This window comes from Pantoea sp. EABMAA-21 (assembly GCF_030053335.1).
GTDB lineage: Bacteria > Pseudomonadota > Gammaproteobacteria > Enterobacterales > Enterobacteriaceae > Pantoea > Pantoea communis.
Window position 1 is genome coordinate 70,697 of record NZ_JASGBX010000022.1, and the last position, 11,934, is coordinate 82,630.

15 protein-coding genes are annotated in these 11,934 nt (G+C 61.4%); 12 read left to right on the forward strand and 3 right to left on the reverse strand.

Annotation, left to right across the window (positions count from 1 at the left end; genetic code table 11):
- Positions 1-43 precede the first annotated feature (43 nt).
- From umuC to QMZ65_RS23325, 3 genes are all read right to left on the reverse strand, one after another.
- The gene (gene umuC / locus QMZ65_RS23315) at positions 44-1,318 is read right to left on the reverse strand and encodes a translesion error-prone DNA polymerase V subunit UmuC (protein WP_283216847.1); all 1,275 of its coding nucleotides are present in this window, start codon (positions 1,316-1,318) and stop codon (positions 44-46) included.
- Positions 1,319-1,326: 8 nt separating this feature from the next.
- On the reverse strand, positions 1,327-1,776 hold the full coding sequence (gene umuD / locus QMZ65_RS23320; protein WP_241798757.1) for a translesion error-prone DNA polymerase V autoproteolytic subunit: 450 nt from the start codon (positions 1,774-1,776) through the stop codon (positions 1,327-1,329).
- 169 nt (positions 1,777-1,945) lie between these two features.
- Entirely contained in the window at positions 1,946-2,200 is a 255-nt protein-coding gene (locus QMZ65_RS23325) for a helix-turn-helix domain-containing protein (protein ID WP_241798756.1), read from the reverse strand.
- 410 nt (positions 2,201-2,610) lie between these two features.
- Between QMZ65_RS23325 and QMZ65_RS23330 the strand changes: the two genes are divergently transcribed.
- From QMZ65_RS23330 to QMZ65_RS23385, 12 genes are all read left to right on the forward strand, one after another.
- Complete coding sequence (locus QMZ65_RS23330) at positions 2,611-3,540, forward strand: DUF1281 domain-containing protein (protein WP_283216836.1); 930 nt, start codon at positions 2,611-2,613, stop codon at positions 3,538-3,540.
- Between the two features lie 43 nt (positions 3,541-3,583).
- Positions 3,584-3,817 (forward strand): hypothetical protein, encoded by a 234-nt coding sequence (locus QMZ65_RS23335; RefSeq protein ID WP_283216837.1) that lies wholly within the window; start codon positions 3,584-3,586, stop codon positions 3,815-3,817.
- Between the two features lie 348 nt (positions 3,818-4,165).
- Positions 4,166-4,810, forward strand: a complete 645-nt coding sequence (locus QMZ65_RS23340) for a DNA methyltransferase (protein WP_283216838.1) — start codon at positions 4,166-4,168, stop codon at positions 4,808-4,810.
- Between the two features lie 17 nt (positions 4,811-4,827).
- Complete coding sequence (locus QMZ65_RS23345; RefSeq protein ID WP_283216839.1) at positions 4,828-5,061, forward strand: YubE family protein; 234 nt, start codon at positions 4,828-4,830, stop codon at positions 5,059-5,061.
- A gap of 439 nt (positions 5,062-5,500) precedes the next feature.
- Entirely contained in the window at positions 5,501-5,938 is a 438-nt protein-coding gene (locus QMZ65_RS23350; protein ID WP_283216840.1) for an antirestriction protein, read from the forward strand.
- Between the two features lie 47 nt (positions 5,939-5,985).
- Complete coding sequence (locus tag QMZ65_RS23355) at positions 5,986-6,399, forward strand: hypothetical protein (protein ID WP_283216841.1); 414 nt, start codon at positions 5,986-5,988, stop codon at positions 6,397-6,399.
- Between the two features lie 781 nt (positions 6,400-7,180).
- Positions 7,181-8,863, forward strand: a complete 1,683-nt coding sequence (locus QMZ65_RS23360) for a DUF4942 domain-containing protein (RefSeq protein ID WP_283216842.1) — start codon at positions 7,181-7,183, stop codon at positions 8,861-8,863.
- Positions 8,864-8,956: 93 nt separating this feature from the next.
- Positions 8,957-9,403, forward strand: a complete 447-nt coding sequence (locus QMZ65_RS23365; protein ID WP_283216843.1) for a conjugation system SOS inhibitor PsiB family protein — start codon at positions 8,957-8,959, stop codon at positions 9,401-9,403.
- Positions 9,400-10,176: a plasmid SOS inhibition protein A gene (locus QMZ65_RS23370; protein ID WP_283216844.1), complete on the forward strand. Its 777-nt coding sequence runs from the start codon at positions 9,400-9,402 to the stop codon at positions 10,174-10,176. The genes QMZ65_RS23365 and QMZ65_RS23370 overlap by 4 nt, the downstream gene beginning before the upstream one ends.
- A gap of 29 nt (positions 10,177-10,205) precedes the next feature.
- A complete protein-coding gene (locus QMZ65_RS23375; RefSeq protein ID WP_278708904.1) occupies positions 10,206-10,550 on the forward strand; it encodes a toxin in 345 nt (114 codons plus the stop codon).
- Entirely contained in the window at positions 10,543-10,857 is a 315-nt protein-coding gene (locus tag QMZ65_RS23380; protein WP_045834423.1) for a helix-turn-helix domain-containing protein, read from the forward strand. The genes QMZ65_RS23375 and QMZ65_RS23380 overlap by 8 nt, the downstream gene beginning before the upstream one ends.
- 39 nt (positions 10,858-10,896) lie before the next feature.
- Complete coding sequence (locus tag QMZ65_RS23385; protein WP_283216845.1) at positions 10,897-11,214, forward strand: HigA family addiction module antitoxin; 318 nt, start codon at positions 10,897-10,899, stop codon at positions 11,212-11,214.
- The last annotated feature ends 720 nt before the right edge of the window (positions 11,215-11,934 follow it).

An 11,934-nucleotide genomic window follows, 5' to 3' on the forward strand; every position in this document is an offset into this window, starting at 1 on the left:
TGTATATACAAACGCATATACAAATATTCGATAAAGATCTTTTTTACCTTACGTGTGCAACAGGGATGTCATCCCATCGGGTAGTCCACGCAGGTGAAAGCATCTCACGCTTCATTTTCCATTCGGTACTTATTCCCTGACCTGCAAACCACACGTTGCCCAGCCCGGACTGGTTAATGCCATCGAGCACCTTCATGAGCTGAGCACTGTTGGCCCGGGGCTGCGCATCGTCAAAGAGGCTGAGCTGGCTGACCCCGTTGGGGGTGAAGTCATCGAGCATAATGCCGGCCTTCATATAGCGCCGGTCATCAAGCCAGATACGGTCCAGGCTCCGCATGGCCACCTCAATGATGTCGCGCGTGTCCTGTGTGGGCAGTGGGAGTTTCTCACCGGCAGTGTTGCCATAGAAGACTTCGTTCACGGCGTGCGGTGACGTCCGGATGAAGACACTGATGCGCCGGCAGAACTGCCGTTCACCGCGAAGTTTCTCTGCCGCGCGCGTGGCGTACTGGCACAGCGCCTGCTGCATGGCCACCTTTGAGGTGATGCGCTCGCCGAAGGACCTGGAGCAGCAAATCTGCTGTTTGGCCGGAGGCAGTTCCTCTATCGGAATACAGGATTCGCCGTTCAGTTCGCGCACGGTTCTCTCCAGCACCACGTTAAAGTCTTTGCGGATGAGGGCAGGGTGCGCGCGCGCCAGCTGCAGGGCGTTGGTGATGCCCATGACGTTCAGCCTTTTTCCGATGCGCCGGCCCACGCCCCAGACCTCCTCCACGGGCTGATTGGCCAGCAGCGTTTCGGTGCGTTTCGGATTGCCCGGCGTGAGCGCCAGCACGCCGCGGAACTGCTTCCACTCCTTGCTGGCCCACTGCGCGGATTTCGCCAGGGTTTTAGTCGGTCCCATGCCGACGCCCACGGTCAGACCCGTGGTGGCCAGCACGTGCGCGCGCAGGCGCCGGCCAAAGTGCTCAAAGTCCTCGCAGCCATCGATGCCGGTCAGATCGAGGAACATCTCATCGATGCTGTACTGCTCGACGCGGGGTGTCATTTGCTCCAGTGCCGTCATTACTCTCGTGCTAAGGCTATGATATAGCTCGTAATTACTGCTGAAGACATGCACGCGCTCCGCAAAGTCCTGCGTTTTAATCTGGAACCACGGCGCGCCCATTTTAATGCCGAGCTTTTTGGCGCCGGCGCTGCGTGCGATCACGCAGCCGTCGTTATTCGACAGCACCACGACGGGCTTACCGCGCAGGTCCGGACGAAACAGCGCCTCACAGCTGGCGTAAAATGAGTTCACGTCTGCCAGGCCAAACATGGGCATGGTTACCTCCGGCGCGCGCGCGTGCTGTTAAACCACCAGGTGACCACGCCGAGCAGCTGCAGTTCCTCCGGATAAATCACCGGATAAGCCGGATTCATCGGCAGCAGCGCGAGGCGGGGCTGCAGCTGCAGCCGCTTGACCGTAAATTCACCCTCCACCTCGGCGATCACGATATCCCCGTGCGACGCCTCCTCGGCCCGGTCAACCACCATGACGTCGCCGTCATACAGTCCAAGGCCCTCCATGCTGCTGCCGCTGGCGCGCACGAAGAACGTGGAGGCGCGCCGGCGGATGCAGAGCTCGTTCAGGTCCAGCTCTTTTTCAACGTAGTCGGCGGCGGGGGAGGGGAAGCCGGCCGCGCACGGCTCTGCAAAAAGGGGGATGCGGACCCGCGGCGTTTTAACTGGGGGCCAGAACGGCGACAGGCCCTGAGCATAGGTGGCGTGTTTCATACTGCACCGCCCCCGGCCGGGCGCGGCTGAATCATCATATTTGTGCGCATAAATCCTCCTCTTAAATACTGTTTATACATACAGTATTAATGAGGCGGATTTAACTTACAAGCCGCACCGGCGGGTAATCCGCATATGTACCGCTCATCTGTATGAAAGCCGTCCGTTTTTATTTTGCGGCCGCGTCCCCGGTCATTTCCCGGAGCATCTTCATGAGAAGATCCTTGCTCAGCTGATCGGACTGCAGCGCCGGCATGATGTTGATAAGCGACAGGGTGACGGTGGCCATGGCCACCGCCCGCTTCACAGTTTCGGCGTTTTCGTAGTCCTTGTAAGTGCGCAGGCTGACGCCCAGCTCTGTAGCGGCCCTTTCACGGCTCCACATCAGCCCCTTGCGCCAGAGTCTCAGCTGCCATCCCGTCATGAGCGTTCTCTTTATCTGAAATGATGGACATTGTACTGCTATAAAAGTGCAGAAACTGCACTTTTTTTCGAGATTAATGTGCGGAAATATTCCTTCCTATTAAGGCAGATGTCGCTGCGCTCCGTTTTTTAACGGCGTCTTCGCTTCGCCTGACGCCGGCTGTTGCCTCACCCCCCTGCAGGGCTTCATCTTTCAAAACTGCACCGTGCCTTCACCTTAGCCGGGCGGCCTCGCCAACAAGGGAAGCTGCGCCGACATACTCACCCGTTCCCCGCCGTGCGCGGGACATTCAGTCCGCTCCGGCGGCGCGTGCGGCTTCCGTTGTCGCCCCTGTTTGCTCAGCTGTTTGCCCGGCTTCCGTGGCGGCACGGTGCAGATGGCACCGTGCAACCCTTAACGGAGGAGTCGACATGCCGAACTGGTGTGCCAACAGGCTGCGGGTCACAGGCCCGGTAGAGGAAGTATCTAAGGTGAAGGCGCTGATGGAAGGGGGCGCTGGCGCGCCCGGATACGTGCGGGCTGCGGGGGAGGGGATCCAGCTTTTTCTGGCGGGCTGCGCCGGGCTGCTGCGCCCGACGGTCGCAACGGAATATGCGCCCTATCCGGCACTGACCGTGACGGCGGGCAGCGATACGCCGGAAAACCGCGCGTTTACGCAGTGGCTGGAACTGCTGCGCAGCGGCGCGGAGCTGACGCCGGAGACCTGCGAACGGCTGCACGCATTGTGGCTGGCCAGCGGCCTGCAGCGCATGACGTGGGCGTCCCTGACCGGAGAGCAGCGGACGGCGATTAGCGCGCTGTGGGAGAAAAAGAAGGGTGACTGGCACTGGACGATCAGCGGGCAGGCAGTGACTGACAAATGGGACGGACTCTGCCTTGAAGAGGCGCTTCCCCTCAGAACCCTGCCGTTCGACATGCTGCAGCTGATCCCGCCGCGCCTCGATGCTGAAATCAACGGCTATAACGGCTGCCTGCTTGAAGGCGTCCCGGACGGATTTACGGACACCGTCGACCGCTGCGGCACGAAGTGGCCACACGCGCACGACCTTAACCTGTCGTATTCCGGCGAAACAGTATTTAACGCCGATTTTGATACGCCCTGGTCGCCGCCTTCGCCGGAGGTAATGTGCGCCCTGACCGCCCGTTACGGCGTCACCGCTGAGCACTGGTATGCCGAAGCCGGCTGCGACTACTGCGGATGGGCGACTTACTCAGGCGGCCTTCAGCTGGATGAGCGCTGTGAGACGCTGGAATGGAGCGAGGAAGCGGATGAGGACGGGTACCGGGACGTGACCGGCCCGGAGTGGATTATCGATAACGTGGCCAGCTACGGCGGCTGAACCGGAGGCGGCGGGGCGACCCGCCGGATAAGCGATGAGAGCAATGACCGTACGGGAATTCAGGGCGCGGCTGGCCGCAGTCGGCGATGACGAGCTGTGCTGCGGCACCTTCTGGCTGGCAGAAGATTTTCTGTCCATTAAACCCTCCCTGACGCCGCAGGAGATTGCGGCGGCCATGGAGTATGCCGAAGACCATCATGATGCAAACGAGGGATTTAACTGGTGGCATCTGGAGATGGCCATCGATGCTGTCTTGCTGGAGAAGGGAGGGGCATAGCGCTGCCCGGTATGCAGCTGCAGATCCTCTGATGTCGCCGGTCACGGCGGCATCACTGCAGGAATGAAAAAGGTTGTCGCTGCGCTCCGCCTTCATGCCGTCTTCCGTCCTGCGGCCGGAAAACGGCGGGCGTAAAGTGCCGTGCCCTCACGGTAGCCGGGCGGCCTCGCAAACAAGGTAAGCTGTCGCCGGACTGCTCACCCGTTCCCCGCCGTGCGCGGGACATTCAGTCCGCTCCGGCGGCGCGTGCGGCTTGCGCATCCGCCCCTGTTTGCTCTGCTGTTCGCCCGTCTGTGTGGAGGTCACGGCACCACTACCGGTGCCCCCTTCATACACAGGAGCATCACTATGTCTCGATTCATGCACGGCGACAGCGTACAGGTTATGGGCGGCTTTCCGGATAAGAGCATTGATTTCATTCTGACGGACCCGCCGTACCTCGTCGGCTTTAAGGACCGTTCCGGCCGATCGATTGCCAACGACGTGAACAGCGAGTGGGTGCAGCCGGCGAGCGATGAAATGTTCCGGGTGCTGAAAGACAACAGCCTGGCGGTGAGCTTCTACGGCTGGAACCGGATAGACATTTTTATGCAAGCATGGAAAGCGGCCGGGTTCCGCGTGGTGGGCCACATCGTATTCACCAAGCCTTACGCCTCAAAATCGGCCTTCGTCGGCTACCAGCACGAAAGCGCCTACGTGCTGGCCAAAGGGCGCCCGGCGCTGCCGGCAAAGCCGCTGCCGGATGTGATGCCGTGGGAGTACACCGGCAACCGCCATCACCCGACCGAAAAGCCGGTCAGCGCCCTGCGGCCGCTGATTGAGACCTTCACACAGCCCGGCGCCATTGTTCTGGACCCGTTTGCAGGTTCCGGCTCGACCTGCGTGGCCGCCCAGGCGTGCGGCCGCCGCTGGATTGGTATCGAGCTGATGGAACAGTACCACGCGGCCGGCCTGCGCCGCCTGTATGCCCACCGCGACGCCCGCGCGGCCTGATGAACGGAGAGAACACGATGAACGATCACACTATGCACCCTGATAACGATACCCTGGCGGCCGACGTGGCCGACCTGGAAGAGTCGCTGTACGAATTTCATCTGCGCCTGCGCGACATGATTGCGCGCCACCTCTGGCAGGGCGCCAGCCGCGAGCAGCGCATGGCCGGCCTGCTGATTGAGGGGATCGATAACGACCTGGTTGAACTGTACCGCCGCGCGGCCGTGATACAGAAACACCTGAGGGCGTGACTGATTAAAAAACGAACACCGCTCTGCACCCCTGCCGGCGCACGGCAGGGCCAGTTTTATCCACAGGGTTCCGGGGCGGATATGCACCCCGGATGTGGACAAGACAATATGGATGTTGCTGCGCGCCTCATTGATGCCGCCTGCGGCGGGGGAATAAAAACCGTGCGGTCTGCGGCCGGTGCCGTGACTTCACTTTAGCCCGGCCGCTGCGTGTTCAAGAGGCGCAAGCTCGTCTCCTCCCCCGTTCGCACTCTCTCCGGCGCGCTTACTTCCGTCGCGCCTCCGCTCATGCTTCGCGTCTGCGCCGTCCGTAATCCCGCCTCCGTTCGCTTGCGCTGCGGCCTCGTCACCGCTCCTGAACACTCCGCTTTTCGCCGGGCTGTCATTCAGTCACGGCACAGGCCGGAACTGTTAACCACCCTGACTGCGGAGATTTCTGATGAATACTGCCACCCCTGCTTTTGAGTCCGCGCGCGTCCTTGACGGCTACGTGCGCCTGCGTTTCCTGCCCGCGCTGTTCGGCGACGATTTCATGCGCGCCGAAAACAACGTGTACCTGTACGCCGATCGTTACCTTGCGGACTACGACGGCGGCGTGTGGGACTTCGCGCAACTGCCGTCCGGCGGTGGCTTCATGAAGCCCGCAGCGGAGGAAACCTGGCGTTTCGTTAACCCGGAAAATTACAGCGATGTGCGCCTGAGCAGCGAGGCGGCGGGCATCGTGATCACCTCACTGGTGCTGAACCACCGCAGCTGGATGTATGACCGCCACGATGACACGGAGCTGTGCGCGCTTTACTGCCGCCGCCACCGCCAGCTGACCGACTACGCCTTTGCCCACCCGGAAGCCGCCGCGATTTTTGCCGCGCTGGACTGATTAACCCACGGGGCGGCACGGGCCGCCCCGTTAACAGGAGAAAAAACATGATGCACGGTAACGTTAAAGAAGTGTGTGCCCACCTGATGGCGTCGTTCGGTGAAGAAAGCCCGGTGGCTGTCCTGGTCTGGACGCTGGAAGACGTGATGGACAGCGCGGAATGCATGGATATCACAGAAAAAGAGGCGGGCAGGGTGCTGGAGTTCATCGCAGAGGATGGCGACCACCGCCGCTATGGCATCGGGCGGGACGAGGTACGGGACATGCTGACAAACCTGCGCGAGGACGAGGCGCAGGCGCGGGAAGTCACCGTGTCCGCCCGCGCGCTGGCACAGGTGCTGCGCGTGGCGGGCGATTATATGCGGCTTGAGGATGCACAGGGCGGAGAGGGAACAGCGGTTCGCCTCTGGCCAGAGGAACATGAGGCCATCAGAACGGTTATCGCGGCACTGGAAAGATAAGCCGGTGCAGGGCAGGGAAGCCCGGCGCCCCTTTCCGGCCGAAAACCTTCCTGTCGCCTTCGGCGACCGGCGGGAGGAGGCGCCTCCGGCGCCCGCTTCCGCGCCTGTATGGCTCTGAGTTGTGCAGACAAAATATGGCAGTTTTATGCGGGGAAAAGCCATTTTTCATCGAAAACAGCCCAGACATGGCGATTTTTTTTAGTTTTATGCAGCCCAAAGCCAAAGCCAAAGCCAAAGCCAAAGCCAAAGCCAAAGCCAAAGCCAAATCCGAATCCTGCCCCCCTTCGGCTCCCCGGCAAGCCGGGTCGTCGAGCCCCACTCCGCTAACCGGCGAAGCCGGCAAGCTCCGCCGGAACGCGAAGGGCCGCGCTCCGTGCCTGACGGCTAGGGTCTGATGGCTGAGGTCAAAGGCTGCTGCCGGCTTCGCCGTCGCTTTCACCGTCCCGGCAAACCCCCGCCGGGACTTCAAGGCCAGCCCGCGTAGCGGTCTGAAAGGTCCCTTCTGACGCTTCCCTGCATTCCGGCCAGCCCTTGCGCGGAGGGCTGGTCGTAGCACCGCCGGTTCAGGCAGAAAGGGGTGAAGTGCACGCCGCCAAAAACTTTTCGCCAGGGGCCGCAAAAACTTTTTGTCGTCGCCCCTTTATGCCCTCACTTCGTCGTTGCTCCTTTGCCCTTTGCCGCGAAAGGCCAGACCGGAAAGAAGAAACCCGCGTCAGAGAAGGTCTTTTTCGGGTCCGCAGCGCCTGCTGCACCCACTCAGCCGGATTTAAGGAGCTATGCCATGCAAAACACACTCGTAAACGTCATCCCTGATGCGACCGCCGACCGCGCCCCGATCAACGCCGCCGGGGAAGTCATTTCAGAGACCTTTTTTGCGCCCGTTGAAACCGATCTGATTGATAGCCTGCTGGGTCGTTATAACTTCCTGCGCACGAAGCTGAATGACCTGTCGGTCTCTATCCGCGGCGGTGACAATCATGAGGCCGTGGGGCACTTTCTGAGAGGCAACCTTCACGGCAGCCGGGGCTACCACGTGCCGCCCGTGTCGAAGCTGTTTGACCTGCCCGGCGCGCTGGCGTCACTGAATGCCGATTTCTGGCAGCAGGCGCTGAGCCTGACCGACGTTTACGAGTACATGCCCAACGATCGCCGCAATGAGTGGAACAATCAGATCCATGAGATGAAAGCGCCTGATTTTGAAGAGAACGCGGTGCGTGCCACGCTCACCGAGCTGCTTTTCTCACGTCAGAAATTTTTCTCCGAGCGCGTTGACGGCATTTTCCGCAGCCTGTCGCGCAGCCACGTGACCAACCGCCCGGAAGGCTTCAGCAAGCGCATGATTATTGAATGCATGTTCGATCAGTGGGGACACTGCAACTACGACCGCACCGGCTACGTGGACGACCTGCGCAAGGTGATCGCGAAGTTTATGGGGCGCGACGCGACCGGCCTGAACACCACCAACAAAATTCTGAACATCGCGCGCGCCCGTTCGGGCGAGTGGGTTGCCATCGACGGTGGCGCGCTGCGCGTCAAAGCCTTCCTGAAAGGCACCATTCATCTTGAAATTCACCCGGATATGGCCTGGCGCCTGAATGACATTCTGGCCTTCCTGCACCCGGCTGCCATCCCGGCGGAGCACCGCCAGAAGCCGCGCACGAAGGCGAAAACCTTTGAGCTGCACACAAACCTCCTGCCGTTTTCCGTACTGAGCGTGCTCGGTAACCTCCAGACAGAGCGCACCGAGCCAGAGCAGCGCAACCGCCGGGAAGAGCCGCGCCCGCCCGTGACGACAAACCCTTTTAACCGCCGCTTTAAGGGCTATTCGGATGAGAACCCGGCGGCGCGCGCGGAAGCTGAAAAAGTGCTGCTGAGCCTGGGCGGCGTAAAAATGAACATTAACGCTTTTACCTGGTTTGAATTCGATTACGACCCGACCACGGCGCTGGAAGATATCCAGCTTTCCGGCGCGCTGCCGGAGCAGAAAACGCACCAGTTTTACCCGACCACGGGCGAACTCGCCGCGCAGCTGCTCGATGAGGCGGACATCCGCGAGGGGGAAACCTGCCTGGAGCCGAGCGCGGGCATGGGAGGGCTGGCCGACCTGATGCCGAAGGCGCAGACCACCTGCGTGGAAATTTCGCCGCTGCACTGCCGCGTACTGGAGGCCAAAGGCCACAACGTGATCGAAGCCGATTTTCTGGCGTGGGCACCGGTGACCGATCAGCGGTTTGATGTTGTCGTGATGAATCCGCCGTTTAGTGAAGGCCGCGCCGTGGCGCACATGAACGCGGCGGCGGCGCTGGTGAAGAACGGCGGACGACTGGCGGCCATCCTGCCCGCAGGCAGCGACCGCAAAAACCTGCTGCCGGGCTGGGACTGCAGCTGGTCCGCGCCGATGGAGGGCATGTTTGCGGGAACCGGGGTGCGTGTGGTGCGCCTCATGGCCTACAAGCCGGAATAAACCCGGCCCGGCTGGCAGGGGTGACCCTGCCGGACACCGCACCGGCCCGCTAAACGGGCCGGGAAACTGAACTCCGAGACAGAGCAGAACATCATGACCCAGGAAGAAAAATTCACGCTTAACACCCTGCAGGCCTTCACCGGCTGCGATTTTGAAGCCTACCGCAACCGGGGCGAAGCGTTTCGCCAGCGCCTGAGCGGTGCCGTACTGAACGCGCTGCAGCTGCCGGACAGCTGGCGCACAGACTGCGAGATGCGGGGCGAATGGGGCGGAGCCTATCCCGTACACCTGCGGCTGACCCTCGCCGATGCCGCCGGGCTTGCCGTCGAGCTGGTCAGCCCGTCGGCCGATTCGCCGGTTTGGTGCGCGGTGCTGACGGATGCGCGCACCCGGTCACGCGTCCCGCTGAGCGCTGGCTATCATTTTGAACCTGCAACGCTTCGCACCACGCTTGAAAAAATCGCAGAGTACACGCGGGCGGGCTTCACCGGTGCCGGTGAGCTGGTCGCCGCGCTTCGGATGGGAGGGCACGCCGCATGATCCCGAATTCACACTCTCTGGTGACCCTGCTGCCGGAACGTCAGGCCGCCCTGCAGGCCATCGCGGCGGTTGAGCACGCGCAGCAGCGGGGGACGCGGCTGGCCCGCCATCCCTACGCCGCCGCGTTTATGAAGCAGCTGAGCGGCAGGAGTCGCGTCAGCATCCAGGCACTGAACCGCATCCGGGGCATTTACCTGCGCCCGCGCGAAAAGCGCGCGCCGCTGCCCGAATGGGAAGGGGCGCTGGATACTTTCCTCAGCACGGCGGGCGAGGTGTGCCCGCTGCCGCTGCCGGGCGAGCTGGCCACGACGCTGTTTCCGGAGGCCGTTTTCCGCCGGGCAGAACGTGTAAAACATGCTGCAGATAAGTCCGTCAGCCACGCTACGCGGCGGGAACGGCAGGTGGCCGATTATCAGGAACGCCAGCTGGAGAACCGCATCCGGCAGGCTGAAACTGAGCTGGCTTTCCGCACGCCGGAGACGCTGCGCGGCTGGTTCGCCGCCTGGTGTGACAGCGTGCCGGAAAACGATATGAAGAACATGATCGCCGCGTGGGCGCGGCGCTTTCCGTCGCTGAACGGCCTGGAAACCCTGCAGCCGTATGCCGGAGACGTTGCCTGCGAAGTGGCGGGAGAAATTCACCTGCGATCGCTGCACATGGACAGCGCGCAGAAGGGCATGAACCGCTGGCTGGTGCCAAACAAGCTGACGGCGCAGTCTTATCAGAAACAGGTGACTGATGAATATTGCACTATCCCCAACATGGGGATATAATATCCTCTAGTTGGGGATAGGGACTAACCATGCACGCGTTATTTATTGAGCTTTCTACCTTTGAGAAATACCGGGCCGACTATCTGAATGATGACCAGTTCAGGCTGTTTCAGAGCATGCTGCTGGCCGACCCGGAAAAAGGTGATCTGATCCCGGACACGGGCGGGTTACGTAAAGTCCGGTTCCGGGACGAGCGACGAAACAAGGGCACCCGTGGCGGGATCAGGGTTATCTATTACTGGACCAACGAAAAAGGCCAGTTCATCCTGTTTACCATCTACGATAAAGATCAGCGTGACGATCTGACCAAACAGCAGCGCGACGCCCTGGCGGCGGCGCTGAACGTAATTAAAAAGGGGCTGAGACATGACTGAACGCGACATTTTCAGTGAGCTGATGACCGGCATGCAGGAGCTGAAAGATCACCAGGACGGAAAAATTACGCTCAAGACTTACAAGGTCAGCAAGCGCGAGCCCGTCACCATCGCGCCGCAGGAGCTGCGCGACGTGCGCGAAAAACTTAACCTGTCACAGGCCGTTTTCGCGCACTATCTGCACACGGGCGAGACCACCTATCAGAACTGGGAGCAGGGCAGGGCTAAGCCGAACGCTCAGGCCGTACTGCTGATCCGCATGGTGCAGCAGAACCCGGAAACCCTGCAGACGCTGGCGCAGCTTTAAAGAGCATACCGCTGCACTTTTACCGCGAGGAGATGCCTGATGACGATGTTTACTCCCCCGCATCCGGGCGGCCTGATCACCGAATACATCGAAGATAACAACATAGGGCTGCGCGCGCTGGCGAAGGCGCTGGGCGTATCCGCTTCGGCGCTGGGTAAAGTCGCCAGCGGAAAAGCACCGGTCAGCCCGGAAATGGCGGTGCGACTTGAGGCGGGAATGGGTATTGCGGCGCGCCTCTGGTTATCCATGCAGGCCGCCTGCGACCTGCACAAAGCGCGTGCAACCACAGACGTTTCCGGCGTGCACCTGCATCCGGGCGTGCTGGCCGCTTACGCACAGAATCGGCCCGGTAAGTAACCCTGCGAAAGATAACCGTACACCGCGCCGCCTGGCGCGGTTTTGCTTTGTGCTTTCTGCGAGCCCGGAACAGCAACACCGCCGCCCTGCGGGCCGGGGAAACCGGTGCTGGCGCACCGGTCCTCTCCGCCCGGATGCGTATGGCCATAATCTCCCGACCCGGTTCAGCTTCTATTTTTCTCCAGTCAGTTCTGACTTCCCGCCGCATAAAAATATGCTTAAACAGCAACAGCAACAGCAACAGCAACAGCAACAACAACAGCAGCAACAACATGGCCCCCTTCGGCTCCCCGGCAAGCCGGGTCGTCGAGCCCTACTGCGCTAACCGGCAAAGCCGGTAAGCTCCGCCGGAACGCGAAGGACCGCGCTCCGTGCCTGACGGCTAGGGTCTGATGGCTGAGGTCAACGGCTGCTGCCGGCTTCGCCGTCGCTTTCACCGTCCCGGCAAAACCCCGCCGGGCCTTTAAGGCCAGCCCGCGGGGCGGTCTGAAAGGTCCCTTCTGACGCTTCCCTGCATTCCGGCCAGCCCTTGCGCGGAGGGCTGGTCGTAGCACCGCCGGTTCAGGCAGAAAGGGGTGAAGTGCACGCCGCCAAAAACTTTTCGCCAGGGGCCGCAAAAACTTTTTGTCGTCGCCCCTTTATGCCCTCACTTCGTCGTTGCTCCTTTGCCCTTTGCCGCGAAAGGCCAGACCGGAAAGAAGAAACCCGCGTCAGAGAAGG